This window comes from Rhodococcus sp. T7, from assembly GCF_009872365.1.
Classification (GTDB): Bacteria; Actinomycetota; Actinomycetes; order Mycobacteriales; family Mycobacteriaceae; genus Rhodococcus_F.
In genome coordinates this window covers 285,351-311,654 of sequence record NZ_WXYH01000389.1, presented here as the reverse complement: position 1 = coordinate 311,654, position 26,304 = coordinate 285,351, and the positions used below count along the sequence as shown (strand labels likewise).

The window sequence follows — 26,304 nt, the reverse complement described above, 5'->3', positions numbered from 1 at the left end:
GATGCACCGGAGTCATTCGCGCGCGTCATCCTCACGCGAGGGTGATGCCCGTGTCCTCGGCCGATTCAATCTCGATTCGGACGCGTGCCGCGCATCCGCTCACCGGCGGTGTTATTCGGCGGTGCGGGTCTGCCGGCGATGTTGGGCGGTAGGTGCGCTGCCGGGAACCAGTTGATATTCGATGGCGTCTTCCTTGTCCGGCAGGCGGAATGCCAAGTCGTGGGCATCGAACAAGGTAAACCACTCGTCCCAGGAAACATGCTCGAGATACGGTGGTCCCTCCTCGGTGCCGGTGAAGTCGACGAACAACCTTTCCGTGCCCTGCCTGTCTTCTGCTGCCTCGTCCGTCACCTTCGCCGGCACACCGCCGTGCTGTTGAATCCACCGCCGGATCTTCTCGTGATCGGTGGTGGCGTGGGCGTCGATGGTCATCGGTACCTCGATCATCAGAGTCGGCGTTTGGGCGAATGTGCTAATGCTGGACGGGTCCGGTGCCGAGGAGATCGGCGTAATCATCGGGTAGTTGCGCCGCGACGTCGTCGAACTCGCCGCCGGTCAGGGATGCCTTCAATGCGGCCATCACCGCCCGCGCGTGCTGACGGGCCTGCTCCTTGCTGCAGCCCAGGCCCTCGTCCTCGGCGACTTTTTCGTAAAACTCATCGACCCCGAAACGCTCGCCCGGCCCGGTAGCGGGCAGGGTATCGGTGAACGCCGGCGGCAACTGCGCGGCGAGGTCCTGCGTCTCACCACCGGACAGCCGCCGGCCCAGCACCCGCAGCGTCGCCCGTATCGCGCTCTCGCCGTGTTCGATGGTGTCGAGCCCCGCGGTGCTGCGAACTGCGGAGACGAATTCTTCCTGGTTCATTTGTCCTCCACTCATGTGTGTGTTCCGCCAAAGATGCGGGGACGCAGCATTACCGGTGTGTGACGGTGGTGCGCTCCGTGTAGCGCCTCGACGAGGTTCACCGCTCCGTGCCGCGGCGGGTGATGGCGTCGCGGAGGCGGTCGAGTAGTCCGGCGATCGGGCCGAGTAGCGTCGCGGCCGGTGGCTCGTCGGCGGCGAAAGGATGCGGGCGGGTCGGCGCGAGCTTCTTGACCGATTCCACTTTCCGCCCGAGTTCGAGGAGTTCTCCGGCGGTGAAGACCATGCGCATGCGGGGGAACAGGACGCCTTCCTCTTCGGCGACGTGGCCTCGGATCTCGCGCATCAACGTGGCCAGTTCGGTGTCGAACCGGGAATTGGTAGGTGCCAGGGGCTCGAGGCGCTGCATCATTTCTTCCGCGCGGGCATGTCCGTGGGTGGCCCGTTCCGCTTCCAATTCGCCGAGCTCGATTTTCACCGCCGGATAGAGCGCCGCCTCTTCGGCCGCAGCGTGGCGGACCAGCTCGATGGTTATCTGATCGACCAGATCCTTCTTTCGGGCGGGGGCGCCCGCACTCCCCGAGACATCGAGTCCCTCCAGTTCGGCGAACATCCGTTCGACCTTGCGGTGATCGTGAGTGAGGACTTCGATGACGTCGCGTTGCTCTGTCATGCCTGATCCTTCTACCCGGTGTTTCGTCGTACTCGAGCATCGAGTACCCCCGTCGTCCTCACCCATTCATCCCGTCCGACGGCAGTTGCAGGCGATCCGGTAGATCGGGGAACGGAACGTCGAGCAAGGTATCGAGACACATCAACGCGTCCACCAGGATCTCCGCTCGGGCCACCGGGTCGGGTAGGCGCCCCGCCGCCGCGAGATATGTCCGGACGGCGACATGCTCGCCGGTGAGCTGAGCCGTCACCGTCCCCAACAGTCCACGCAACGACGCGGTCAGTTCCTCAGCCGCGAGCTCCTCGCCCTCGGTGGCGGACACGGCGGGCACGAGCACGTCACCGTCCTCGATACCGCTCTCCTGGTCGACGATCACCATCGCGATCGCGGTGATCACCCACCCGAGCACCCCGCTGTACGAGTACCGCCCCGACTGCGTCGGGGGGCACACCAGTGCCAGAACTTCCTCGGCGAGAGCGGGGATGCTCCGGTCACCGAGGAGCTGGATCAGATATCCGGCAACGGTGGCATCGGAGGGCACGCGCTCGCCCGCATTCGACGTCATGGTCTTCGAATGCCCCTCGATCCGCTGTTCACACCCATCCTGTCGCGGAAGTGTCACGCGGCACCAGCACACATTCGACGCACGGTCGGGCACCGTAAGAGGATGAGGCGGCGGGCACAGTGCTTGCCCTGCGGAATGATTCCCGGCACGGCGGCGTTGTAATGATCGGCCTGCGGGAGTGTGGGCACGTACGGGGCTGAACGGTTTCGACTGCGTACGTTGAGGTAGGGGAAGCGTGTCGGTGCAGGCAAGAGACCACCGTAAGCGTCGCTGCAAACATATAAGCGCCGATTCCAATCAGCGCGACTACGCACTCGCTGCCTAAGTAGCGACTGCGTGTCTGTCAGTCCGGGCTCGCCCTCGGCCCGGGTACTGGCATCAGCTAGAGGGCTTTACCGTTCGGCTCGGTCGCGGAGCCGAACGGGACAACTAACAGCGACTGGGATCGTCATCCTGGCTTGTTTGCGAGACTGGGAGATCCAAGTAGAGGCATAGCAAACTGCACACGGAGAAGCCCTAGCTTTGCTGCGTAGGACCCGGGTTCAATTCCCGGCAGCTCCACGAAAACCGGGTCGGTGAGCCCTCTAGCTCACCGACCCGGTTCTTTCTTTTTGTGCTGGAAACCATGGCCGTGGCCGCGCATCTCGAGGCAGACGGTCGGCGAGGACCAGACCTGCCGGCCCATGGGAGATGAACCGATCGTGCTCGATTCACCAGGCAGCGTCGACACGACGCCGGGATCCCGATCCCCGTCCGGGAGGTGTACGTGCCGAGAACGTCAACGTCCTCACACTGTCGACGAACCCAGCGGGAGGACACGACCACGGACCGAGCTCAGTCGGTCGTTTTACAACTGGGACCGGGGGTACGCGAAGGGCACGGAAAGGTGAGGAGGAATTGTGACCGATCAACCCGAGGAACCGAACCTCGACGACGTGATCGACCCGACCGAGCAAGCTCCACGGGATCGACGTGAACACGGTAAGTCCCCTGACCGCCTCAACGATGACTATCTCGAGTACCGCACCGAACAAGAAAGGATCGCCGCCGGAGTCGATGACTACGATCCGGATCAGGTACCCCCTGCCACCGAATGAGCGCCCGGATTCGCTCCCTTCCGTAGCCATGACCGTCCGACCCTCCGGCGAAATCGGGAGACCGCGAACGGAGGCCGGCGGCGAGTTACTCCTGCGTCGATGTCGCTGGCACGGTCGGGTGATCAGGGACAGGCGGGACGGACCAGGACGTAGATCTGCTGAGTTTGCTCTGGGGTCGGCCGCGTTCCGTTGTTTTCCGCGAGGGAACCGATCGTGGATTTCACTGCCTGTTCGTCGGCACCCTGGGCGATGTCCGTGCACGATGTGATGGCGATTTGCTCGATGTCCTCGTCGTCGCGGTCTCGTGAGAGATCGGCGTAGCCGGTGCGAAAGGATACGACGAACGCGGCGAGTTTGGCGTCATCGAGACGAGCTTCGGCGGTCTCCTGCGCGCTATCGAGCTCTTCCCGCGCACTCGATACCACTGCACTGCCCGAGGGCGCGCTGCTGAGCTGGTCGGAGGTTTGGGCCGAGTCTTCGTCTGTGCCGCATCCTGCGAGCACAATCAAGAAGATCGCGGTGATGGCTGCGCGAAGGGCTTTCGTCATGCCCGCTGGGTGCCCTGGTCCTAGGCGATCAAACCGGGGCATTATTCTGGGGCGGCCGTTAGCTCTCGGCAGCCGGGTACGACTGCCGCCGCAGTGCCCGCGCGAGATGTGCGGCGTTGCGGGCAACGGTGGCGTTTGGGGAGGTGACGGCGTTTCGAGCCGCGTACCCCGGGACTCGTAAACGAGCGGACAAGTGGAACACCGGGTGAAAACCCGTCCGGCTGCAGCCCTCGACGCAGACCAGGATTCGGTGACCCACCGAAGAGTGGGAGGAGGCGGTGAATGAGCGAGCGAACACCCGGGACGTCACCGGCCCGGGCCCGGACCGACGCTGCCTTGCTCGGGTTCGTGCACACCTGCCTGAACAACATGACGTGCCTGCAGGAGGCCATCGAGGCGGCCGACCGCGTCGGTGATGCGGAACTGGCCGAGTTCTTCCGGCGGGCGAAGGTGGCCAGCCGCGCCGGCGCCATCGATGGCAAGGTTCTGCTCGCCGACCGACTCGATGATGATGACGACGTCGGTGGCGGCGGTCGATCCGTGTGATCCGGGCATGAGGGAGCACACTGCGGTCCGGCGGATGTGGGTGCAGAACGTGGTGCTCGGGATCGGCGCGGTGTTTCTGGGCGTCGGTGCGCTCGCCTTCCTTCCGGAGATCACGTCGGACTACGATCGGCTGTCCTTCGCCGACTCCAGCACCGGTACCAAACTGTTCGGCCTGCTGGAAGTGTCGATCCTGCGTAATGTCGAGCACCTGCTGTTCGGCATCGGGGGACTGATCTCGGCCCGCACCGCACGGGCGGCGCGGGTCTTTCTCGTCGTCGGCGGAGCCGCCTACCTGATGTTGTGGGCCGGAGAGCAGCTCATCGACCTTCCCGGGTCGTCGAGCGCCCGGCCGCCTGGCACCGCCGACACCTGGATCCACCTCGGCGTCGGTGTCGGCCTGATCGTGTGTGGACTAGTGGCCATCGTCCTCGATCACCGCCGGACACCGCACAGGTGACTGTCCGCATCGGTGAGGCAGGAAGCCGATACCGGTGACGGACATCGTCGGCGGGTAGGGCTCGGAGGCGGAGAGCTGCGAATGCCGGGGCGGCACGAAGTTGATTTTCCTCGCCGGGGTGCGATCCTCGGCCATCAGGGACACTGCCGCCCACACCCGCCGACCGACCATCCTGTTGTGGCGACGCCGTTCTCAACGTCTGTGGGTTTCTCAGGAAACTTGTCGGAATCCTCAGCCCGGTTGCCTATCCCGTTAACGAATTCGCTAGTCATGCAACAGATGTCCTGCCCTGACGAAGGGCTTGATGTGTGAATGACGATGCCGTGTGGTGCCGCTTCGGTGCCCGAGTTGATGTTCCCGTATTCGCCGGGGGCGAGTGAATCCCTACAGGGGCACGGAGCCGCCCTCGTCGCCCGGGAGGTGCAGCTGCGCTGTCCGTTACGCGGGACCGTCGTTACTCGGTGGCGGTGTGGGGAGTCCGAGATGGTCTTGGATGCGGTCGATCTTGCGTTCGATGCGCTCCATGTCTTCGGCCTCGACCTTGAAGATCCAGTGCCGGGCACCCATCAGCAGGATCGCCTGGAACACCAGTTGCAACCATTCGCTCTGCCAGTTCTCGAAGGTCGCCGCGAGAAATTCGGGCCAGTAGTCGGTCCAGCTGAACGACTGGCCGTGTGATTGCTGCTCGTTGCGGAAGCTGATCATCTGGGTGACGAACTGGGCGAGCCAGGACCCCAGGAACAGCACCACCAGCACGTACACCGCACCCCACCGTCGCACGTGCCGCACCACGACTACCTCCACCTCGGCGGGATCAGTGCTGCCCACGCTATCGGGCTGCGGCGGTCGAGTCGGTGAACCACGCAGGGCGTGGCGCGAAGCCTCCTCGGGTGTGAACCGATGCAATCGGGTACCCGACCGGTGTACTGGCGAGATGAGGAGGTTGCCATGCCGCGATCGTCGATCAAGGACGAGAAGGTGTACGAGGAAGTACGCAAGGACGGTGCATCAAAGCAGAAGGCGGCGCGGATCGCGAACGCCTCCGCGAAGCAGGGCCGCTCCGGCACCGGCCGAAAAGGCGGGAAGTCGCCGTCGTATGAGGACTGGACTGTCGACGAACTGAAGAAAAAGGCCAAGGACGTTGGTTTGTCCGGCTATTCATCGAAGCGAAAGGGTGAGCTGATCGACGCCCTGCGCAACCATTGACCGAATGCGCGGCCGTCGTGCCGAGACAGTCGAGCAGTCTCGGACCGTCGAAGTCGTGGGGCGCATGCCGGGAAACGATGGACGCGAGATCGGACTCGTTAGGACTGCAATTCCCTGCGGGACGATCACCGGATCTCTCGTGAAGTGGATTCGTGTAGCACAGTGGGTGGTGCTGACCGCCGGCCGGCATGTTCGTGGTGTGGGCCCAGGGAGACCACAGTATCGACCAAATTGCTGTCAGCGTCGGTCAGGGCCGAGGTCGCGATCGTTGCCACAGTCGGCAGTGGTGTGTTCGAGTCCTGGGAAAGTTTCGTCAGCATCGCGAACGCGTGGGCGGCATCGATCCCGAACCGTGCGCGGGCCTCTTCGATCGGCACGGATTCCTCATCGAAGGCGTGCCCGGTCTTGGCGCTGCCACGCCGTGATGACGCGTCCCTCAGCCGGTAGGCGACGTCTCAGGAGCCAGTCGAGGCATCGATCCGACCGGCCGGCACGATCCCTTCGCTGACCAGCAACGGCGCTCGTCCTTCGGTGTCGGTCGGGTCGGTTCGATCGAGCGGGCCGCCGAAAGGCTCTCGCCTCATCCGGGCAACGAATGTGCGTGTGCGATGCACGGGCGCTCGGGTGCCGTGTTTCGGTCAATTCTTGGTGTGCCCGATCAGATGTCGATCCAGTGCATCGATAGTCAGTTCGATCACCGCGTCGAGGGTGCCGGGCTCTTCGAAGAGATGAGTGGCGCCGGGCACGAGGGCGACCTCGACCTTCTGCGCGGCGGTCATCTGTTCGGCAGCCTGGTGATTGAGTTCGATGACCGTGGTATCGAGGGCACCGACGATCAGCAGAGTAGGTGCGGTCACTCGGGCCAATGCCGCACCGGCGAGGTCGGGACGGCCACCGCGCGAGATCACCGCACGAACGCGTTGTGGCCGCTCGGCGGCGGCGATGAGCGCCGCGGCGGCTCCGGTGCTCGCACCAAACGTCACCACCGGCATGGGTGCCGTCGGGTCGTGGGATTCGAGCCAATCGAGCGCGCCGATCAACCGCTCGGCAAGCCGTGGGATATCGAAACGGTATTCACGGGTCTCGACGTCGACCAGTTCCTCATCGGCAGTCAACAGGTCCATCAACAAGGTGGCGTAACCGGCCCGCTGCAACGCGGCCGCCACTCGGCGGTTACGCGGACTGCGGCGGCTACTGCCGGCTCCGTGCGCGAACACGACCACGAATCGGGACCGCGGCGGCGCGTCGAGATCACCGTTGACCAGCCCCTCGGCCACTGGAAGCGTCACTGCACCCGCTGCGTACCCATCAGCGACCATCGCTGCCGCTCCCTTCCTGACTGCTCGCCCGTGCCAGGTGGCAGATCGTGACCCAATCCCTTTCCGGCGTACCCGTCCGTGCCCCGGTTAATCGGAACCTGTTGCCGGCGGCGGGCGCGACTACGCGTGCCGGCGGCGGGCGCGACTACGCGTGCCGGCCATCGGTGAAGATGTGTGGGCTCGTCCCCAGGATGACGATCCCAGTCGCTGTGGTTCCGGGGGCATCGGATCTGGGCTGTGTCCGGGCGGGGATGACGTAGCTCCGCGAAGAATGTGGTCAACGGCTTACGCCGCTTTCGGCCGTCGAGAATTGAAGGTTATTCGACAAACGCTAGGCCTGCGAGAATCCGCCGAGAAAGTGTCGATAACCCGAGTCGGAAATCTATGTCGAAAAACCCCAGCGAAGGGTATTTTCGACACATGCTGATCGGCTACGTGCGTGTCTCCACCGCAGACCAGAACACAGACCATCAAGTCGACGCCCTCCGTAAGGCCGGCGTCGACGCCAAGAACATCCACATCGAACGGGCCGGTGGCGCCAAAGCAACACGGCCCCAGCTGGATCTGGTACTTCAGCGGGTGCGCGAGGGTGACACCCTGGTGATCACACGACTCGATCGTCTCGGACGGTCGGTGCTGCACCTGATCACCCTCGGTGCCGAGCTACGCGAACGCGGTGTCGGTTTGAAGGTCCTCGAGCAGGGAATCGATACCGCCACCGCCGAAGGCCGCGCCATGTTCGGCATGCTCTCGGTCCTTGCCGAGCTCCAGCGCGAGCTGATCGTGGCTAACACCCGCGACGGGCTCGCTGCCGCCCGAGCCCGCGGACGCAAGGGCGGCCGGCCCCCGAAGCTCAGCCCCGACCAGATCGAACTCGCTCAACGGCTGTACGACGCCAAGGAACACACCGTCGCGCAGATCGCCGACATGTTGAAAGTGCCGCGCACCACGGTGTACGGGCACTTGAACAAACGGCCCGCCGCGAAGGTCACCAAGTCGGCGACATCGAAATCAGCCGGGCCTGTCCCGAGGGCATCGCGAGCATGCTCCACGTGCGGGAACGAACCTACAACCCGCGCGGAAGCGGCAAGCCAACGTGCCGACCTTGCCGTCGATTGGCTCCACCCAGATCCGGATGACCCCGAGACGTTGATCGTTCGAAATCACTGCCGCCATTGTGAACCCGGGCAGCTTGCATTCGATATCGCCTGCACCATCTGCGGAGACGGGCCCATCCTCGCCGGCGCACTCGCTGACCAGGCCATGGACGGCAGCCTGTCCGAGGCGGTTCGGCGATGGCTCACCACAGCCGGATGGGTCCTCACGCCACACCTGCTATGCCCGGACCATACGTGAGAGCGATGGCGATACCGCCTCACGCGTCGGCGAACTCATGACCGTCGGAACGAATACTGCACATTTTGAATACGACACCTCTACCAGTCGCAGCCTGACACCCCGATGTCCGCGAGAAAGGATCGAACCGGCATGAGCGCCGCACTCTCCGTCGTCCCAGGCACCCCCGAGCTTGCCGGTGTCGACCCGATTCAGCCCGAAGACTACGCAGATGACCTGCACAACGACGTCGAAGCGCTGTTCCTGTGCGCCCTGCTGTGGGCACCGGCCGAAGCCGCCACCCGAGCCGTCGACATCCTCGAGACCACCGACTTCGAACGCACCACCCACCGGGAGTTCTTCCGCCTCATCACCCGGCTGATCCGCGGCGGTGCACCCCACAACCCGGCCATGGTCGGAGCCGCCCTCGAGCAATCCGGTCACCTCGCCGGTCACCACGGATCCGAACGCTCCCGCCACCTCGCCAACATCACCACCCTCGGCGCCGAACACACCGCCGTCGACCACTACGCCCGCGCCGTCTTCAGCCAGGCCTACCGACGCTCCTTCGCCGCCGCAGCCACCGCCCTCACCCAAGCCTCACAGCAACTCCCCGAAGACCAGCTCTACGAGCACATGTGCGAAATCGGCCGCCGCCAACGCGCCTTCACCGAACGCCGCAACACCCTCAAAGGAGACAACCGATGAGCCTCGACCACCACGTCCACACCGACGACGAACGCGACGCCTTCCAACTCCACGAATCCGGCCTCACCTGGGCCCAAGTCGCCCACGAGATCGGCTGCACCGAGGGAGCCGCCCAATCCTTTGCCGCCGCCTACCAACACCGCACCGACACCGCCGCCGCGGAATCCCAGATCAGCCTGTTCTGACGCCCTGATACGCACCTGCTCACCAACGCCGACGAAAGGAGCCGCTTGCCGTGATCGGAAACCCGCAAGGACGAACAGAGCCCGCGGTCGCGGACGTCCGACCAGCCGCCGTCATCGACCCAGCAGGGACCGCCATCCTCGACAACTTCCTGCGAGCGCACTACCTCCGCACACTCACCACTGACGGCAACGATCACACAATCGAGTAGCCGGCCCGAGCTCGACGCCGAAGCTGCGTGTCAGACCCTTCGGGAATGCTGTCAGCACACGGCCCCAGCAGAAAGGTCCCCATGGCAGTGGCAGCACTCTTCGCGATCGGGGCGCTACTGATCTGGGCATTCGGCTCCATCGCCGCCCGACTCATCGGTGCCCTCATCATCTTCGAAGGACTGCTCCGCATCGGATTCACCGGCCCCCGCCCCCTCTCGGTTGCGATCCTCGCCACCGGAGTCGCCGCATGGCTGCTCGGACACTGGATCTGGGCGTACAAACACAAGGCCTGGCGCACCCGACTCGCCCTCAACGCCTACAGTCTCCCTGGCCTCCACCACCTCGCACCCATCGGAACGAACCACGCACCACACCCCACCGTGAAGTGGCCGTCATAGCGGTAGATGTGATTCACCCGCCGCACAGGAGGAAAGTTAATGCCCCACAGCCAGTTCCCACCCTTCGAACTGCACTTTGGCAGCGACATCGATCACTATGACGAGTTCTACCCACCTGATCCCGGATTCGGCTACCTGTACGTGATCGAATTCGACACCGGGTGGATCAAGGTCGGAAAGACCACCAACTGGCTACGACGCCGCAGCGACAACCTCGCGAAATATCGGAAGCTCGGCTGGGCCGTGACCCGGGCCCCATGGAAATCCTGCCTCCTGTCCAACAAAAGTCCAGACGATCGAACCCCATCCGACCTCGGGGCACTCGAGCAACGACTCCTCCGTGAAGCACGCCGAACCTCCGACCAACGCGAGTTCAACCCGTCCGTACGCGGCATCGGCCGCGACCCCTCCAAACCTGCCGCAACCGAACTATTCAGCGGCTGCTCATTCGACTACCTCACCGCCTACGCCGACGTGCTCGCCCGCACCGACGCTTTCCGATAGCAATATGGTGGGCTGCCGACCAGCGCTCCTGAAACGGCGGGTAGGCGGATGCCGCTAGACCTACAGGTCAGGCGACGCACCCGAACAGAAAGCTCAATCTGGCAGGGAGTAGTGGTAAGTGACAGGTGGCGCTGGACGACCAGGCCATTGATCAACCCCACCGACACCCGGTCGGCGAACGAAATGAGGGGAAATGGCAGCAGATTTTCGCGAGCTGACCGAGCGTGTGGGCTTTATCCACAACGCAGAAACACATGAACAGATCGGTGCAGGACGCCTCGACCTGTCACCGAAGGCAATCACGTTCGAGATGCCGGTCGACGACGATGTGACGACAAAGCTTGGTTTGTCGCAGTTTCCGACGTCGGACGAAGAACTTAGTGAGCGGTTCGTCTTCCGTGACCGGCACGGAAAGGTGGGACTTGGGCGATGCAACCTTCGTTCGTCGACAAGCAACTGGGGAGGGGGTCTACCCGGCTGGGTTCGGCTGGACGCGCAGTATGCCGTCGAGATCGGCACGCTAGACCAGGACTACTGGGCTGTAAACGGTCTACGCACCGAAATTGCAGGGCTTGCCGCATGGACGGGGCTGTCGTCCGTAACCAGTGAACCAGTTACCGACGAGCATGGCCTAATCAAGGGCGTCACCCAGAACGCGGTGTCAGGCGATCCGATCGAGATTGGGACCTCGTTCGGCCTGTCGATGTATCCCCACTTCTCAGCGACGGAGTCACGAGCGAACGGACGGTACACGCTCACGGAAAAGACCTTCGTTCAGACAAAGACTGAGGAGGCAATACCGTGGGAGGAGCACGTGCGTGCGCACCAGAGCATGCAGGACCTGATCGTCCTCGCATATTGGTCAGCGTGCGGGCTACAGGTCGCATCCGTCAGCAATGACCGTTACCCGGTGACTTCACCGGGATCTGGCCAGCGGATCGCTGACAAATGGCGTGAAGTCACAGCGACGTGGGGCGGACGAGGCAACTGGGAGACCCCGATGGAGTTGCCCGCAAATAAGCGAGAGCTCTTCGATTTGGGCGACCTCGGAGTTCGCAATGTGCGGCGTTGGATCGATGAGTCGGAGGACTGGCTTCGAATCGTCGGACCCCTCACGTCGTCCCAGTTCCAGAAAAATCCTCCGATCGAAGCGAAGTTCATGCAGATAGCCGTTGCGGTGGAGGGGCTCGGATACCGAATTGGGAAGCAAGAAGGTCTGATCAATGAGCAAAAGACTAGCCTCGCCTTTCCGAAGTACCTCGAACTTATCCACCAGTCCCTTGACTGCTCCATTGAAACCGTTCTTGAAGGTAGTCCAGACAACGGGATTGGCGCTTATTCAGATTTCGACTCATGGGCTAAGGAATTCAACAAGACATACAAAGAGGCGAAGCACGCGGACCATCCCTTGCCCGATTATGTTCGGGCCTGGGTGCTGGCGGAGTCCGGTGCACTGTTAGTTCGGTTATGGCTGGCGCGTCATTTCGGCGTCGAGCGAGAACGGTTAGAAAAAAATGCAAGATATCTTAACTAGAATTCGAGTGCGCGTTGAGATGCTGTGACACAGTGGATTGCCTTGTGAGCTGTTCGGACAAGTCGACAAGATGAGCAGCTATCGAGTGGCAGTAGCGTAGCGCTTCTGGACCCGAATCGAAGTTATAACCCGATCGACTTTTTGCGGACGGATTTGAAGGAAGTTTGACCGTCATCCCCCATCGGTCTTCGTACCGTTCCATCCAGCAGGTAGTGGCACCATCAGTCAGCGGATCATAGTGTGCCACACAGTTTCGGTAATCTGCGAGTGTTTCGCCGTAGGTGTCCCAACTCAACCTCAGCTCGGACCGGAACGGTTCCGGGATGTCAGGCGATTCCACTGCCTTACGTATTGACTTCCATCTTCCCTGTGGTCCAGGAGCGTAATGCTTCCACAGTACTTTTCGAATCGACTCATAAACGCGCTTTGCCGACCCCAGTAGTGCGTCGATTTCATAAAATACTCGCGGGTTGTTGAAATTTCCTTCGGTGGAGTTGGAGCTAGGGTAGGTACTATCAAATAGCCGACAGCCGTCGGTGTAAAGTCGAATCAGTTGATTCAAATGATACAGTGTGGCTAACAGGCAATACCTCACATCGCTTTCTTCGTAAAAGTCGGCGACTGCGTGGGGTCGGTTAACCTGAGCCAGTTGAATCGCACGCTCATTCAGAGACGATCCATCGGAATCAACTATCGCGAAGTCGTAGCCGGAATAAATTGGCAACCGCGTTGTCGCGAGGACGTTTAGGGGTATTTGAATTTCGCTGCCTGTGGCGATAATGCCGTGCTCAAAGATGTCTGATTCGGATGGATAGGCACCGCTCACGACGGTTCACTCCTTCAGGTAATGACCAAAGGGCGTGTCGCCCAGGCATCGTGAAGAAGCGTAATCACAGGGTTTGTGGATGCCCCGACTGGTGCGCGAACACGCGTCGGCTGGCAGTAGCCTCATCGTTCCGTCCCAGCCACCTGGCCTGGCCGACGCCGCGGCTCTCGGTGCAGGCCGCGTATAACGTGCGCAAGGCACGACACTGACCGATATCTGGATGAGGGTTGTTCGGCACGCGTTTCGGAATCAACCGATTGCAGTCAGGTGTCGATTCCACTGTCGCAGCGACCCGACAATGTGTCACAGAGATCAGGCAGGATGCTCGACATGGAAATCCATACTTCGAGAGAGTTAACCACGTGAACGATGCCGATCTCCAATCCGATCCTCGTACCGTTCTTTTTGCCTTCAACGAGGCAATTTGGGGACAGCGCTCCATGAAAGTCGCCTTGTCGCACAGCGATCCGCTTTTACGGACCTGCCTTGCCCAACAATGGCTGAGCCCCATGGTAGATAAGGCGCGGTCGGAAGGGTACGACCCAGATTCTGTCGCCAGGGCAATCGCCGAGCTTGATGACTCACACCCCCTGTGGGAACCGTTCGAACGAACCATGTTGCGCGGATTCGATGACTGGCCAGATTTACATACCGATGAGTGGGCCGTAGGGGCACACGATCGCCTTATCAGCGCCGACATCGAAACGGTATGGCTCTACGACCGAAGGGGTAAGACAGGAAACCTCGTCCACGGAGATGGCGATCCCTACGTCCCGTACCTTCTTAAGCTCGGGAGCGACGGGTGGAAGGTATTGAACGTGTGGAGTGAAATCGTACCGGTCCCGGGATGGCCGCCGACTCTGAGATAGCAGCCCTGGATGGCGTTTGGCCGCGGGCGAGATATGGGGCAGAAGTCGTCGATCTGGCGGGTTTGCCGACTCATTACTCCAGTCGCTGAAATCGGTGGTTTCTGAGCCTCAGGGCTGTTCGGATCGTCGGCGAGCGAGTTCGGCGCGTACTGCGTCGTAGGTGAGGAACGGTCTTCCTGGTTCCGCATGTGGGACGGCCTCGCGCTTGAGATCCTCCAGGAATTCTTCAAGCCGTTCCGTAGTCCACTTATCCAGTCCGGTGACGCGGCGGTTGTCAGGCATGGCTTCACTATCCACTCCATGTCCGACATCCGTCACGCCGGGAACTGTGTTCGCTCCCCGGCGTACATGCTCCGGGGGCGAGCGGTGCCGGACCGCAATCGATCGTTTCCGGTCCTCGAATCCGGCCGATAGCTGGGTAAGCAACGAGAGGAGCGTAGGCGTACCCGGTGCGGCCGCGTCAATTAGACGAAGCGTGGTTCGAAGCCGATACCCGCACTCGGTTTCCCAGCTGCTCAAGCATATGATTCAGCGCTTCTATCTCGGCCGGCTCGTCGCTCATTGAGGCCAGCAGATCGATGAGAGCCTGTGCGCGATCCTCACTTGGCAACTCCATGGCTCCGTCCGAGGGTGCTTTCAGGCCCTGAGTCTTGAGGTGTTCCAAGTACTTCACCACGCCAATAGCGTCGCGGAGGCCGAGAGGTTGATCCGGTTCGACCTCGTTGTATGCCATCCCCGTGGCGAGAGGAACCGAGGACTCGGAGAGTCGGTCTGGTTGGGTGTAGATGTTGCCTCCGGCATACATGTGGCGGGTCGCATCCAACAGAACAGGAACCGGCGCTTCGGCCTGCGGAATCATGGCGTACGGCGGTTCGGGAGAACGGACAAACGGCACGTAGAGTTCGGCGTAACCCGCGACCGCGAGGCTTTCCTTGTCAGCGAGTGGCTTACTCGGCCATCCGCTCGGTGTGAGACTGAAAAGTGCGGAGCCGTTAGGTTCCACAGTCCAGCCTGTACGGGCGTAGTAATTGCCACGAAAGTAGTCCCACCGGAACTGCAAGAAGGAGAACTCCCCAACGGGCGAAGAGACGGACCACGACCCAAAGAAATTATGGAGATCTGCGCGTACAAGTTTGGGCTGAAGTAGCCCAGACAATTTGATTTCTGAGGTTCGCCACTCGACCTCGAACCTGATCGCGCTGTCGGAAAGGTTCGTAACTCGCAATTCGTACGCGGTGAATTCCGTCGGCTTCGGCGGCTTCTTCGGCGGCACCTGCTGCAGCCAAGGAGGCTTGTGCTCTCGTGCGGTGTAGAAGTTTGAAACGAGCATGAGGTGACCTTCCCCGTCGATGGACGCCCGATCTGCGACACGCCTGGTGGAGAAATGCCGACGCGTGGGATGGTCGGTCCACTCCCTCGCTGGCGGCTCTCCTGATCCCCTAGCGCCACGAACTATGCCCTCAGCAGCCGTCGTACTTCCATGTGTCATCGTTGTTGTCGTAACTCCATGAGCCAGAGCCCGGGCCGTCGCCTTGATTCGTCGAGGAGGAAAACCGGACTGTGGCGTGTGGTCCGGCGACTTGTTCGATCACGTATGGCGATTCAAGGGGTTCCAAGTTCGCAATGTTTGTCGCGATGTCCTCAATCCACTTCTTTCGATCCTCCTGCTGGCATCCACTGGTAAGGGCGACTGCTGCCGCTTCCTCCCCTCTGCCCTGTTTGAGGCGGGCGAGGAGAGTTTGAAGATCCTCGTCCAGTGTCTTTCGGATTGGACAGTCTCGGTCTCGTGGTGGGGGTGGCTCGAAGCCAAACGGCCACACGGTAGTTTCGTCGTAGCAGATGTCGTCGAGCTTGGCGCCGGTGAGATTCGCGTCGCCCAAGATGAGGTTCCTCAATCTGCTTCGGTCGTACGCGGTGTTACCGAGAATGGCGCCGTTCAATCGTGCGCCGGTCAGATCGGCGCCGGATAAGTTGGTACCCCGCAGGTCGGCCCCCCAGAGGGTGGCACCAATCAACTGCACACACAGATCGTCCTTGGCTGCCGGCTCGGGGTTGTCGATGCAATCCATGTGAGCGTGTTGGGCGCGTATCCCGGTTAGCTTCGTTTCCTGCATGTTGGCGCCACGGAGATCTGCTCCATTAAGCGTGGCGGACCACAGGTCAGCGCCTTCGAGATTTGCGAAGCGAAGGTCGGATCTTGTGAGATCCGTGAGCAGCAATCTCGTTTCAATCTCTGGGGTGCTGGTCTCCTCTTCGCCGGTCGCTGGGGCGGCGATCTCCTGTTTGACGTCGTCATTTGGCGCTGGCGTGCATTGAGGGGTCCCCGGCGGCCCGTCCCCTGTCAGGCGACAATTTAATGCTGCACCCTCTAGGTTCGCGCCCACGATAGAGGCACCATTCAACTTTGCACTACTGAGGAGGATCCCTTGCAGTTGTGCACCATCGAGATCGGCCAACGTGAGGTCCGCGCCGGTGAGGTCGGCGGATCGGAGCACGATGTTACTTAGATCCGCGTGAGCGAGGTTTGCTCCCTGAAGTTTGATGCCCGGAAGATTCATCCCCTGCATCTCACCGTAGGACCGGTCGATGGGGTCCTTGCTCGTAATGACCTGCTCACGGAATGCGCGCACTAGCTCGTCGCGACTACTCGTCAGTTCGCGCTGGGCCTCGAACGACGATTGGAACAGGAATACCAGCAGGCCAACTATGACCGCGAACACGCCATCTTTGAACCACCAGGCCGGCTGGGGGCCCGACTGCTTCGGCACCCACGTCGACGGCTCCCGCCAGGAGAACGGCTTGCGCGGAATTGCCGGAGGGCTAGCCGATTCCCCATCAGAATCTGACATGCCTCAACATTCCTGTCACCCGGCGTTCGGCATATCGATCGCTCCTTACAAGACCAGTCTGTTTATTTTCCGCGCTACGTGGCCGGTTGTCACTGGTTGTTCGACTGTCTAAGGGGTTCTGAGTACTGATGCGCGAAGGCGGTGGCAAGGACTCCATCTGCGAATTAGGTGACGCGCAGCCTCGGCGTGTGAGGTCGATCCTGATTTGACGATCCGTCTCAGGGCGGAGCCTGTTGCAGTGATCCGGAGCGAACCGGCCGTCGCGCATAGTTATGCGCTGTGATGCAGTGTTCTCATTCGTTCGATTACGGCCGACGAATTGCACCGATCGGGCGACATCGGCGACCTGCAACGACCTCCGGCCGAAACTATCGGCCGAAACCAAATCGGCCGAAACGTCGAGTTGGGCGTTTTCGGCCGGTCGACTAGACTCGGTCTCGACGCAGACGCGCGAACAGAGGGGGAACCATGTCGGATACTCAAATCGAAGACCGTCGGCTCACGATCGATCTGGTGGCTCTGTACGACATCACCCGCGACTACGCGATCGACCTCGAGTACCTCCTTCTCGAACACGAGGACGCCGCGGCGGACCCCACCGTCTCGGACCGATTCCACGAACGCCGCCTGGCCGTCAAGCGTGAACGGGAGAATCTGCCGCTCGGCACCGACCTCGAGGCACGCAAGGGATTGATTGCCGCCCAGGATTCCTGGCGCGGGGAGATCGCAGCCCTGCGCGCCGCATGAGGCCGCGCCGCAACCGCATCACCAACGAATACCTCGACCGCATCTTCACCACGAAGGTGCGGCGCCGGCTGTTCGATGACGCCCGCCCGCCGGAGACGGCCCGGCCGGTGCTGATCTTCGTCGGAGCCCAGCCCGGCGCCGGCAAGACCCGTGCGATGCACATGGCCATCCGCGACGTACCCCGCGCTCATCCCGTCGTGATCAGCGGCGACGACTTCCGCCAGTACCACCCCGAATACCGCCAACTCCTCGACGAGGACCCCATCCAGATGCCGATCGTCACCGCCGAGTTGTCCGGGCCGATGGTCCGCCGCAGCCTCGACTACGCCAAACAGGAGGGCTACAGCGTCGCCCTCGAGGGCACCTTCCGCGACGAGGTCATGGTGCTTGAGACCGCGCACGAATTCGCGGCCGCGGGATACGAGATCCACGTCGTTGCCGTCGCCACTCAGGCCGAGGTCAGCCGTCTCGCGATCGAGGACCGCTACCTGTCCGCACCATCGGAGCGGGCCCGCTGGACCCCGCCGACCGCGCACGATGTCCCGTACGTCAGCAGCGCCCACGTCCTCGAAGCCCTCGAAGCCTCCGACGTCGTCGATCGCATCAGCATCTACACCCGCGCCGACCGGGTCTACAGCAACGCACGCAACACCCAGGGCGATTGGGCCGAAGCACCCCGCGCACTCGAGATCCTCGAAACCGAACGTGCCCAACCACTGACACCCGCGGCCGCCACCGAGTGGCTCCGCGACTACGAACGCGTTCGCGTCGAAGTCCAGGAACGCCCCGGCTATCTCGAGGGTCCCGCCGGCAGAACCCACGACCAGCTCGAGCGCGATGCCGACACCGTGCGTGAATGGGCACACCCCACCGGACGCAGTCACGGTGAGGACCATTCGATCTCACCCGAACATCAACTCGGACACTGGGAGCATGAACCCTGGCACAATCCCATGCCCCACATCGACCCGCACCCCGACATCGAACACGGACGGCACCTGTGAGCATCATCGGCTACGCCAGAGTCTCCACCCTCGAACAGAACCCGCAGCTCCAAGAGCACGCCCTCCGCGAGGCCGGCGCGATCAAGGTCTTCACCGACTACGAATCCGGCGCCAAGACCGACCGCCCGCAGCTCCGCGCCTGCCTGAACTACCTGCGCGACGACGCCGGCGACGTCCTGGTGGTGTGGAAACTCGATCGCCTCGGTCGATCCCTGAGCGATCTCATCGACACCGTCAACGCCCTCGGCGAACGCGGCGTCGCGTTCCGTTCGCTCACGGAAGGTTTCGACACCACCACCGCCGGTGGCGAATTCCTGTTTCACATCCTCGGCGCGCTGGCGCAGATGGAACGACGGATGATCCGCGAACGCACCATGGCCGGCCTCGACGCGGCACGACGGCAGGGCCGCGTCGGCGGCCGGCCCAGTGTCATGACACCGGACCGCATCGAAACCGCGAGAATGCTGCGCGAGCAGGGCAAGTCATACGACGCGATCGCCGACACGCTCCGTGTCGGCCGATCCTCGGTGCGTCGTGCGCTCAGCGTGTCGTAACCGTCGCAACTTCCCGCGCAAGCTTCTTCTGTCGCCCGGACCGCGGGTCCTTCGCCATCATCACAAAGACCCAGCCCAAGATCAGCACCGCGATCAGGCAGTCGAGGGACGGAACCGCGAAAAGTGGCGCTAAGGAGTTACCGCAGATAGCGGCACACTATATGCGGTTAACCTCTGAGTCATCCTCGCTCGATACCTCTTTCGCGCCGAGGCGACTCGGGAAACTATCTGCGGTAGCTGGCTTCAGGTGCCACCCGGAATGGCGTCAAGTGCAAGAGAAGCGGCTTAGTGCCACTCTTCTCAGTCCTGCTCCTCGACCCCCGCGTAGGGCGGGGATGTGAAAAACAGGTCCACGCTCCCTGCCGGAAGCTCCGGTAAGAGTTCGGCTGCGTCACCGTGTACGACTCCATCAGCGAGTATTTGGTTCAGACGCACCCGATTCTTCATGCATGCATCGTATGGGGAGAGTCGGACAGAGCTTGGAGGCAGGTGCTGGGAAACGCGGGAGATGCCGGGCATTGGTGCTGCGACCCGACGGGCACCGTCTACGCTCGCCAGGCCATCACGGAGTCGTAGGTATCGGAGTCGGACAGCTTGCGAATGAGGTAGGTGACCCAGGACTCGGTGTAGACGTATCGCTCGAACGCATGGTTGTACCGGCAGAAATCTGCTTTCGTCTTCGCTGGGTCCTGAGCGCCCGAGGAAGGACGAACCTCGAAGTATCGCCACGCCTGAGTGTGGTGATGGAGAGTGAACGGCCGGGATATCGCCGCCGCGACTTTCTCGACAACTTGCACCGGGCGAAGCGTGCCCAGGTCGGACACAGGAACCTGCTTTTCTCGAATGATGGTCCGCACCTGGTCCATCACCGCGTTCTGTTCCTCCGTGAGATCCTCCGGACGGACGAAGGTCATCACGGCGTCGGCCTCGGTTTTTGCGCCCTTGTAGGGAATGAGGTAGATCCGGAAATCGAATCGTTGGTCAGCGGCGAGATCGGGTTCCAGCCCGGTATCGAAGTCCTGGACCCATTCGAGGACGCCCCGGGGCACTTGGGATCGCACTTTCTTCACCGCCTCGGCGGCGTCCTCCGTGATGGACGAGAGGAACAGCGGAAACCGCAGCTCGGAGGCTACGGCCTCGTCTTCCCCGAACAACTCGACGAGGGTGCTTTCGTAGTTGAGCAGGTATGCCTGGGTGCGGCCGGCAACCAAAGCCGCGATGTTCTTCTCGTGCCGATGCTCGATCCGATTGCGCAATCCCACGAAGAAGTCCAGGTTGACCTTTCGTGGGTCGTTCGGCTGGAAGAACTCGGCCATGAGCGCACTGAGAGACTTGTACTTCCAGTCGCCGTCTTCGTGCCGTATGCGCCGTCCACGCTGATCCCGGATGTAGACGTCACCACCGGACCTCTCGAAGTGGGCCTGCAGCAATTTCAGCCACCCCATCGACATGTGAACGATGAAGGCTTCGAGCTGACGTGCGTCCCCTGAGCGGTTGTACAGGTCGACAGCAAGTCGCACCTCGTTCTTGGATGCCTGAAGAACGTGCCACCAGTGCGGGCGAGGAGCCATGAACGCCAGGCTATGGCATGGGCCTTCCCGCCCGGCCAGGGGACCCGCGGGTGGGTGGGGGTGTGCGCGGGCAGCCCGCTGTTTGCGGGTGAAGCGGAATCGTATCCGCCGGCCGAATTCTCGCGGTTTCGGAACCCCGCGGACGCTCGCCACAACACCCGTCGAACCGAGGATTCTCACGGTACGAAGAAGATTAGCGCCGAACCACTCGTTCCGCGGTTTATCGATGTTGGTGACGACGCCTGTGCTCGTCTGCACGAAGGGCTGGACCGCTGCTGTAAATCGGTGCCCGAGGTGACGTTGGACAGGGTTTCTTCAGCCGACATCACGATGCGGGCCGTGCCGATGCCGTGCGGGGACGGCCGAACGGGACACCTGTGAACCCAGAAGTCAGAAGTGGTTGGAGCACAGCAGGTCTGGGGTCACTGCCCATCCGTGCCGCTCGAGCCAGGCCAGGACCGAGGCCGGAGGATCGTCGGTGCCGGGCTGCGTGCCGGTGACCAGGGGCCGTCGCCGCACCGGGAGCAGCTGACCACCAGGACATGCGTGTGGGGCTGACAGTGGGCGCAGTGGCGTGCCTCGCGCGGCTGGCCATGGTCGTCGAGGTGCAGCCAGACGGTCGCGAGGTCGGCGCGGTGCGGCAAAAGCTCCCGGCGCGTGGCGGGTTCGTGGCCGCAGGTCGGGCATGTCAACGGTCCGGCGGCCGGTGGAGGCGGCGCCGACACCGTGGACGGCGATGGCGGCTCCTCGATGGAGGCAGTTTCGGCGGTGAGTACCTCCGGCGGACGGGACGGGAGATGGCGGTAGAGGGTGGAGCGGGTCAGCCCGGTCTTGTCGGTGATCTCGGCGATGGTGGCGCCGTCGTTGCGCAGCTGGGTGGCGTGGGCGAGTTGGGCGTCGGTGACCACGCTGGGCCGGCCGGTGCGACGGCCCTTCTCGGTGGCCACGGTGCGGGCGTGGGCGGCGCGCTCGACCGCGTAGGTGCGTTCCATCTGCTCGAACAGCGCCAGCAGCGCCACCGTCAACTGTCCCATCGGGTCGTCCGGGTCGGTCGAGTCGATCCGGATCGGGTCCGCCAGGTTGCGGAACCCGATGCCGCGCCGGTGCAGGTCGTGTATCAGGTTCAGGGTGTCGCGGACGGTGCGGCCGAGCCGGTCGAGGGTGTGCACCACGATCACGTCGCCGGGGCGGGCGCGGCCGAGCAGAGCCTGCAGTCCGGGGCGCTCGGTGGTGGTCCCGGACTTCTTGTCCACGTATATGTTCGCCCGGTCGATGCCGGCCGTGGTGAGCGCGTCGAACTGCCGCCCGAGATCCTGCTTGCTGGCCGCCCGGGCATATCCCAATTCCACACCCGGAGCGTACCGAAAGTTATGTCCGCATCGGTGTTATGACACGCAATTATGGAATTAACTTTCGAGACGTGTTGACCAGCGGATTTGCCGATGGCCGGATTCGTCGGACCGCATCTCACTTCGGTTTTGGCGGTAGTAGTGGTCGGCGAGTTCGTTGCCGCGGGTTCCGCGGATTCGGTGACCGCATGCTACGTCCCGACACACCTGCGCCGACTCGGTGCCACGGCGTGCGGGAGCCTGCCCACATACCGAGGGAAGAAGCGATGGGTACTCGCCCCCCAGGACGTCGGCCGTGCGTCAGTTCTGCACGGAGATCGCCCAAACCTTCGACATCGATGCGGTCAACCCGACCGGCACACCGCCGCTGCGGCAGGTCAGGCTTCCGAAATGCGCGATTGACGCCGTCGGGCGGTCGATGGCTTGCAGTGAAACCGTGACGGAGCCGTTTTGCTCAACTCCGCGGGAGTCGGCCCACCTCGGGGGGATGGTCACGGTCGCGGTGTCGAAGTTGCCGCTGGTTGTTCGCAGTGCGCATGAGACGCCGTGGGGGTCGCGGGTCGGGTTCGTCAGCACGGTCTTGGCAAACACCGCGTGACCGCCGATGCCGCCGATCGGGTGGTGGATGATCTCCACGTCGGACGCGGGGGAGATCGCGACGGGGCCGTCACGGAAGGACTCGCTCATCGGCGGCACGGGCGCCAGCGGGAAGAAAGTGTGGTCTGCACGCGCCTGCTGCGCAAGGATGACAGGAATCGCCATCGAGGTGAGGATCGCGACCAGAATCCGCAGCGCGCGGGTGATCCGAACCGGTTGCCTTACGGACGAATACATGACTCCCACTCCCTGTTCCTACGATTGGACGTCCACCGAATCAGGGTGCTCCGACCCGGCACCCGTCGCGATCGGGGTGCGCCCGAACAGCCGCACCGGGTTCACCCGAAGCCGACGTTTCGCGCCGGTCGGGTTGGCGCCGGCTCACGCGGCGCCGACCCGGCCTTCACAACCTGGGGCGTGCGCAACCGTGGCATACACCACACCACTTCCCCGGACGACACGGAAGAATTCACATTTCTCCTTCGCCGATCGGTTCATTGGAGTGAATCACGAAGCGTGGCGGAGTGGCATCCGGATTGAAGGTGACGTTGACCGGCTTCTCATTGCGTGCGAGGTCGATGTAGTACGGAAAATGAACGATGTCGGCGTAGGCGACACCGGTCTTCGTCCCCGCGTTGAAGGTATTCGTGGAGGACGCCGCATCCTCCGTGAAGATCACGTAGAGCCGGTAATCATCTGCGCAATAGAAGTTGATCCTTCCGCTACCGCCGGACTGTGGGTACAAGGCGACGAAGTAGGTGTTTGCTTGTTTGATGAAAGCGGCCATGCATCCTCCCCCGACAATGCGGACATTTCCCTTTGTACTATGGCACTCCTGGCGAGGTCATGGGTCGATTCCCGGCAGGGAAGCGGCGGGGCCGCCCGGCGAAGTCGCTGAATAACGGTTGTGGCCTGTGGTTTCGGTGATCGATGACGTCGTGTCGAGCGGTCGAGAGCGGGCACGGTCGCTGCTGTGATGATTCAAGTTCCGACGCACACCCGAACGAACAGGAGAATCCGGCAGTCGGTCCCAGCCGGGACGATAGGGGCCCGCCCGAGGGCTCGGTCCGGATGTGGCGGGCAGGGCGACGTGCTCACCCCTGGCGGTCTGACGGGCTCACCGTCACCGCGTTCGCGGAACCGCTCACCCGCGCCGAAATCTGCATCGACGAAACACCGTCCACCTTGCCGCCGCACAGGGCTGCGTCATACCGTCCGGCCGGGCGAGGTCAATCTCTCAGCAACATGTAGGGTCCGTTACCAACTGGCTACTCCCAGCTGCCTTCAGTGCCATGTTGAGTGCGTCGCCGACAGGGTCCGCAGCCTTGACGACGACGTTGGGAATGGACCGTGGCCCCTCGCCGCAGTTCCAGTTGACGGTGTGCGTACCCGCAGCCAGACCCCGGAAGGTCAGCGAGACGGGACCTGTCCCGGTTGCTTGGTAGGTTTGGCTCGCACCCCCATCGACGTCGGCTCGGCAACCCGGTGCAAAAGCACCAGTGACGGTGGTGGTGATGAGGATCCTGGTGGGGCCACCCACGGCGGTGGTGGTCACATGAGCCGCTTGTGCCGTGCCCGCACCGGCGAAGAACATCAGGGGCGCAACTGCGATGATCGCGGCCGCGCGGTGAGCAAACTTCCGCATGACGAAACCTTCCGCGTTCACACCAGCCCTTCACATCCTGTGGGGCTGGATACCAATCGTGCGGTGAAGATCATTTGATTATCGTCCGTGCCGGTATTTGCACGCCACCCTTCGTCGACCCGGAATGCGGACACGCTGGAAGTCGATCCGGGGGGGGGTGGGTACTGGGCCGCCGAGCTCTGCCCCCGTTCACGTGCATGCACGATCTTCGCGCGGGGGTGTGACAGCGAATCCGGACGCCGGTAAACGATCAGCTCGTGCGGGTTCGTTGCGGTAGCTGGCTGGCGTGTCGTGTCATGCCGGGGGGTTGACCCCGAGCACCCGCAGCCACGCTTGGTGGCCGAACTCGTTGCCCAGCCACAACCCCTTCGCTCCCGTTGTCGGCAGGATGAAGGCCCGCGATTCGTTTCCCGCTTGGAGAATTACGCGGACAAGGTCGAGCTGGTACGCGTCGTCGTCGCTGGTGGTGAAGCCTCTCGCTTGTTTGCGGATGTAGACCTGCTGCACACTGTCCAGATCGATGCCCAGGCCCGCGGGATCGCACCGGCCGCCGGGCTCGGAGAAGTTCGGCCGGCGCCAGTCCGGTTGGGACGCCGGCGTCTCCCCGAGGACATACGTGATATGCGATCCGGCCTCAAAATCATCGCTTGGCGAATCCAGCGGAAACTCGCGACCGCCGTCGGTTCCAAAGATGCCGATGTAGAGATGGTCATCGGTACCCGAGCCCGACTCGGAGTGGGTCTGCAATTCGACCAGCATGCCTCGAATGTGTGACATCGCTTGTTCCCCTTCCCTCGCATGTGTCCTGACCGTCTGCCCAATCGCCGTCAGTGCGTAGCTAAAGCATGCGCGTTGGCGAGCTGTCCGAGGGCGTCTTTGCCGCGAACCGATTCTCGAATGGCGTCTGCACGGCCAGTGCGATAACTGAAATTATCGTGCCCGAGTGCGCATAGATCATGAGTGACACGGAGCGGCGGTGTCCTGGCTCGGTGAAGGTGGCGACGACGACGGCTCAGCGAACCTTGTGAAGTGACAGGCGGGTTGTCCAATTGACAACCTTTTTGTCCAATCGTGCCTACGGGGGCTTGTCCAGCCACTGAAGACCGCCCTCATGAAAGCCCCCCGACCGCGCTCGCTGCCCTGTGATCGCCGCAGGTCCGGACCCCCATCCCCACACGAGGATGGCTCCGGCCGGTCTTTTACGTTGGACAACGTCACTGACGCGACGCGCACGGAGACCGACGATTTTCGATCATTGGACAGGTTAATCGGCACACCGACCCGGCATTCCAGCAGCAACGCGATGGACAACTACCTGGTCCGATTGGACATCTTCGGTGTCACTTCACAACCGCGCTGCCGCCGGTGCCGCCGGTGCCGCCGCTGTCGATGGCTGCTCGGTGGAGTTCGTCGGAGCGGTCGTTGTGGATGTGCGCCCGAACTCACGGATCGATGCCCGGATTAGGCGCTGTTCGACAGGACGGTGTGTGGGTCGGTGGGCTGGGACTGCCGCCGGGCGGCGACGTACCGAGGGTGCGGGCGGCGAATCTGCGCTGGCTGTCCGGTTCGCATCCTCGCTGCCGCATGGCCGGACGGGCGTCGCATGGGTGCGGTATTCGCCTGTGTCGCGGCGGTTGGACGACGGTGGATGGGCGACGGTGTCGCCGAGGTAGGTGAGCCGATTTCGGTGGTGCCGATGCTGTTCTGCGTTGGCCAGTGCGTGGCACGAGGGCTGAACCCCCGAACCGTGAGGACGTCGAACCTGACCGATCGTGCCCGCGGGCAATCCGGACCGGGCGGAGTATCGGCGGCGCGCTCACGCAGCCGCCAGACGGCAGACCGCACCTGCCTGACGTGCCAGCCGCCGGGTCCTGGGACTCGTATTTCTATCCACCTCCCGATCACCGCACACTGCGCAACCTGTTCGACGAACGCCAATCCCCACGATCACGCCCAGCCATCCGGCCGCGCGTGAAACTACCAGCGCTGCGACGAGCAGCAGGACCGCGGCCGCCAGCAGTAGTGCCGTCATCGACGTGTGTAAGGTCACGGCCTGATTATCGATCTGCTCGATGATTCCGGCGGGGAAGCCATCGCGCAGATCGATCAGCGCGACGTCGCCCCGGTGCAATGCCGACGACGACGG

General features: G+C 62.9%; 31 protein-coding genes and 1 other RNA gene. 16 read left to right on the top strand and 16 right to left on the bottom strand.

Features of this window, described 5'->3' with window-relative positions; all coding sequences use genetic code 11:
- Positions 1–111: 111 nt before the first annotated feature.
- From MLGJGCBP_RS45490 to MLGJGCBP_RS45475, 4 genes are all read right to left on the bottom strand, one after another.
- On the bottom strand, positions 112–432 hold the full coding sequence (locus tag MLGJGCBP_RS45490) for a hypothetical protein (protein WP_160098463.1): 321 nt from the start codon (positions 430–432) through the stop codon (positions 112–114).
- A 40-nt stretch (positions 433–472) separates the two neighbouring features.
- Entirely contained in the window at positions 473–865 is a 393-nt protein-coding gene (locus MLGJGCBP_RS45485; RefSeq protein WP_160098465.1) for a DUF2267 domain-containing protein, read from the bottom strand.
- 97 nt (positions 866–962) lie between these two features.
- Positions 963–1,535: a hemerythrin domain-containing protein gene (locus MLGJGCBP_RS45480; protein ID WP_160098467.1), complete on the bottom strand. Its 573-nt coding sequence runs from the start codon at positions 1,533–1,535 to the stop codon at positions 963–965.
- A 58-nt stretch (positions 1,536–1,593) separates the two neighbouring features.
- On the bottom strand, positions 1,594–2,100 hold the full coding sequence (locus MLGJGCBP_RS45475; RefSeq protein WP_160098469.1) for a hypothetical protein: 507 nt from the start codon (positions 2,098–2,100) through the stop codon (positions 1,594–1,596).
- 192 nt (positions 2,101–2,292) lie between these two features.
- Here MLGJGCBP_RS45475 and ssrA point away from each other — a divergent pair.
- Both ssrA and MLGJGCBP_RS45465 read left to right on the top strand, forming a co-directional pair.
- Positions 2,293–2,664, top strand: a transfer-messenger RNA (tmRNA) gene (gene ssrA / locus MLGJGCBP_RS45470).
- A gap of 335 nt (positions 2,665–2,999) precedes the next feature.
- On the top strand, positions 3,000–3,197 hold the full coding sequence (locus tag MLGJGCBP_RS45465) for a hypothetical protein (RefSeq protein ID WP_160098471.1): 198 nt from the start codon (positions 3,000–3,002) through the stop codon (positions 3,195–3,197).
- Positions 3,198–3,319: 122 nt separating this feature from the next.
- On the opposite strand, the gene MLGJGCBP_RS45460 is transcribed toward MLGJGCBP_RS45465, so the two are convergent.
- Entirely contained in the window at positions 3,320–3,745 is a 426-nt protein-coding gene (locus MLGJGCBP_RS45460; protein WP_160098473.1) for a hypothetical protein, read from the bottom strand.
- 282 nt (positions 3,746–4,027) lie between these two features.
- Between MLGJGCBP_RS45460 and MLGJGCBP_RS45455 the strand changes: the two genes are divergently transcribed.
- Together MLGJGCBP_RS45455 and MLGJGCBP_RS45450 are read left to right on the top strand one after the other, a co-directional pair.
- Positions 4,028–4,291 carry a hypothetical protein gene (locus MLGJGCBP_RS45455; RefSeq protein WP_160098475.1) on the top strand — a complete coding sequence of 88 codons (264 nt, stop codon included), beginning with the start codon at positions 4,028–4,030 and terminating at the stop codon, positions 4,289–4,291.
- 7 nt (positions 4,292–4,298) lie between these two features.
- Complete coding sequence (locus tag MLGJGCBP_RS45450; RefSeq protein ID WP_236581319.1) at positions 4,299–4,748, top strand: DUF4383 domain-containing protein; 450 nt, start codon at positions 4,299–4,301, stop codon at positions 4,746–4,748.
- Between the two features lie 438 nt (positions 4,749–5,186).
- Here MLGJGCBP_RS45450 and MLGJGCBP_RS45445 read toward each other — a convergent pair whose 3' ends face one another.
- Positions 5,187–5,576, bottom strand: coding sequence for a DUF6766 family protein (locus tag MLGJGCBP_RS45445; protein WP_236581712.1), 390 nt, complete (start codon positions 5,574–5,576; stop codon positions 5,187–5,189).
- Positions 5,577–5,696: 120 nt separating this feature from the next.
- On the opposite strand from MLGJGCBP_RS45445, the gene MLGJGCBP_RS45440 reads away from it, so the two are divergent.
- Positions 5,697–5,954 (top strand): DUF7218 family protein, encoded by a 258-nt coding sequence (locus MLGJGCBP_RS45440; protein ID WP_160093651.1) that lies wholly within the window; start codon positions 5,697–5,699, stop codon positions 5,952–5,954.
- A 638-nt stretch (positions 5,955–6,592) separates the two neighbouring features.
- Here MLGJGCBP_RS45440 and MLGJGCBP_RS45435 read toward each other — a convergent pair.
- On the bottom strand, positions 6,593–7,273 hold the full coding sequence (locus MLGJGCBP_RS45435; protein WP_160093652.1) for a dienelactone hydrolase family protein: 681 nt from the start codon (positions 7,271–7,273) through the stop codon (positions 6,593–6,595).
- A 420-nt stretch (positions 7,274–7,693) separates the two neighbouring features.
- Here MLGJGCBP_RS45435 and MLGJGCBP_RS45430 point away from each other — a divergent pair, with 420 nt between their 5' ends.
- The 7 genes from MLGJGCBP_RS45430 (at position 7,694) to MLGJGCBP_RS45400 (ending at position 12,147) form a co-directional block, all read left to right on the top strand.
- Positions 7,694–8,629: a recombinase family protein gene (locus tag MLGJGCBP_RS45430; RefSeq protein ID WP_160093653.1), complete on the top strand. Its 936-nt coding sequence runs from the start codon at positions 7,694–7,696 to the stop codon at positions 8,627–8,629.
- A gap of 132 nt (positions 8,630–8,761) precedes the next feature.
- Positions 8,762–9,316: a DnaB-like helicase N-terminal domain-containing protein gene (locus MLGJGCBP_RS45425; protein ID WP_160093654.1), complete on the top strand. Its 555-nt coding sequence runs from the start codon at positions 8,762–8,764 to the stop codon at positions 9,314–9,316.
- Positions 9,313–9,501, top strand: a complete 189-nt coding sequence (locus MLGJGCBP_RS45420) for a hypothetical protein (RefSeq protein WP_160093655.1) — start codon at positions 9,313–9,315, stop codon at positions 9,499–9,501. The genes MLGJGCBP_RS45425 and MLGJGCBP_RS45420 overlap by 4 nt, the downstream gene beginning before the upstream one ends.
- 50 nt (positions 9,502–9,551) lie before the next feature.
- Complete coding sequence (locus tag MLGJGCBP_RS45415; protein WP_160093656.1) at positions 9,552–9,710, top strand: hypothetical protein; 159 nt, start codon at positions 9,552–9,554, stop codon at positions 9,708–9,710.
- Between the two features lie 81 nt (positions 9,711–9,791).
- Entirely contained in the window at positions 9,792–10,109 is a 318-nt protein-coding gene (locus tag MLGJGCBP_RS45410; protein ID WP_160093657.1) for a hypothetical protein, read from the top strand.
- Between the two features lie 39 nt (positions 10,110–10,148).
- Positions 10,149–10,613 (top strand): hypothetical protein, encoded by a 465-nt coding sequence (locus MLGJGCBP_RS45405; RefSeq protein WP_160093658.1) that lies wholly within the window; start codon positions 10,149–10,151, stop codon positions 10,611–10,613.
- Positions 10,614–10,806: 193 nt separating this feature from the next.
- Positions 10,807–12,147, top strand: a complete 1,341-nt coding sequence (locus MLGJGCBP_RS45400) for a HEPN domain-containing protein (protein WP_160093659.1) — start codon at positions 10,807–10,809, stop codon at positions 12,145–12,147.
- On the opposite strand, the gene MLGJGCBP_RS45395 is transcribed toward MLGJGCBP_RS45400, so the two are convergent.
- From MLGJGCBP_RS45395 to MLGJGCBP_RS53910, 3 genes are all read right to left on the bottom strand, one after another.
- Entirely contained in the window at positions 12,140–12,973 is an 834-nt protein-coding gene (locus MLGJGCBP_RS45395; protein ID WP_160093660.1) for a hypothetical protein, read from the bottom strand. The two genes, MLGJGCBP_RS45400 and MLGJGCBP_RS45395, sit on opposite strands and share 8 nt — an antisense overlap.
- A gap of 1,329 nt (positions 12,974–14,302) precedes the next feature.
- Positions 14,303–15,172, bottom strand: coding sequence for a hypothetical protein (locus tag MLGJGCBP_RS45390; RefSeq protein ID WP_160093661.1), 870 nt, complete (start codon positions 15,170–15,172; stop codon positions 14,303–14,305).
- A 130-nt stretch (positions 15,173–15,302) separates the two neighbouring features.
- Complete coding sequence (locus MLGJGCBP_RS53910) at positions 15,303–16,610, bottom strand: pentapeptide repeat-containing protein (protein WP_160093662.1); 1,308 nt, start codon at positions 16,608–16,610, stop codon at positions 15,303–15,305.
- A gap of 549 nt (positions 16,611–17,159) precedes the next feature.
- Here MLGJGCBP_RS53910 and MLGJGCBP_RS45380 point away from each other — a divergent pair.
- From MLGJGCBP_RS45380 to MLGJGCBP_RS45370, 3 genes are read left to right on the top strand one after another with little or no spacing between them, the layout of a single operon-like run.
- A complete protein-coding gene (locus MLGJGCBP_RS45380) occupies positions 17,160–17,438 on the top strand; it encodes a hypothetical protein (protein ID WP_160093663.1) in 279 nt (92 codons plus the stop codon).
- Positions 17,435–18,442, top strand: a complete 1,008-nt coding sequence (locus MLGJGCBP_RS45375) for a zeta toxin family protein (RefSeq protein WP_160093664.1) — start codon at positions 17,435–17,437, stop codon at positions 18,440–18,442. Before MLGJGCBP_RS45380 ends, MLGJGCBP_RS45375 begins: the two co-directional genes overlap by 4 nt.
- A complete protein-coding gene (locus MLGJGCBP_RS45370; protein WP_160093665.1) occupies positions 18,439–18,996 on the top strand; it encodes a recombinase family protein in 558 nt (185 codons plus the stop codon). Before MLGJGCBP_RS45375 ends, MLGJGCBP_RS45370 begins: the two co-directional genes overlap by 4 nt.
- Before the next feature lie 545 nt (positions 18,997–19,541).
- On the opposite strand, the gene MLGJGCBP_RS45360 is transcribed toward MLGJGCBP_RS45370, so the two are convergent.
- The 4 genes from MLGJGCBP_RS45360 to MLGJGCBP_RS45345 all read right to left on the bottom strand — a co-directional run bounded on the left by MLGJGCBP_RS45360 (position 19,542) and on the right by MLGJGCBP_RS45345 (position 23,300).
- Positions 19,542–20,567 (bottom strand): DUF3644 domain-containing protein, encoded by a 1,026-nt coding sequence (locus tag MLGJGCBP_RS45360; RefSeq protein ID WP_201452917.1) that lies wholly within the window; start codon positions 20,565–20,567, stop codon positions 19,542–19,544.
- Between the two features lie 422 nt (positions 20,568–20,989).
- Positions 20,990–21,916, bottom strand: a complete 927-nt coding sequence (locus MLGJGCBP_RS45355; RefSeq protein WP_236580849.1) for a recombinase family protein — start codon at positions 21,914–21,916, stop codon at positions 20,990–20,992.
- A gap of 300 nt (positions 21,917–22,216) precedes the next feature.
- Positions 22,217–22,750 (bottom strand): hypothetical protein, encoded by a 534-nt coding sequence (locus MLGJGCBP_RS45350; RefSeq protein ID WP_160093667.1) that lies wholly within the window; start codon positions 22,748–22,750, stop codon positions 22,217–22,219.
- A 232-nt stretch (positions 22,751–22,982) separates the two neighbouring features.
- A complete protein-coding gene (locus MLGJGCBP_RS45345; RefSeq protein WP_160093668.1) occupies positions 22,983–23,300 on the bottom strand; it encodes a hypothetical protein in 318 nt (105 codons plus the stop codon).
- Between the two features lie 768 nt (positions 23,301–24,068).
- On the opposite strand from MLGJGCBP_RS45345, the gene MLGJGCBP_RS45340 reads away from it, so the two are divergent.
- Complete coding sequence (locus tag MLGJGCBP_RS45340) at positions 24,069–24,236, top strand: hypothetical protein (protein ID WP_160093669.1); 168 nt, start codon at positions 24,069–24,071, stop codon at positions 24,234–24,236.
- Between the two features lie 216 nt (positions 24,237–24,452).
- Here MLGJGCBP_RS45340 and MLGJGCBP_RS45335 read toward each other — a convergent pair whose 3' ends face one another.
- On the bottom strand, positions 24,453–24,917 hold the full coding sequence (locus MLGJGCBP_RS45335) for a PLAT/LH2 domain-containing protein (RefSeq protein ID WP_160093670.1): 465 nt from the start codon (positions 24,915–24,917) through the stop codon (positions 24,453–24,455).
- A 1,057-nt stretch (positions 24,918–25,974) separates the two neighbouring features.
- The gene (locus MLGJGCBP_RS52635) at positions 25,975–26,289 is read right to left on the bottom strand and encodes a hypothetical protein (RefSeq protein WP_236580850.1); all 315 of its coding nucleotides are present in this window, start codon (positions 26,287–26,289) and stop codon (positions 25,975–25,977) included.
- Positions 26,290–26,304 lie beyond the last annotated feature (15 nt).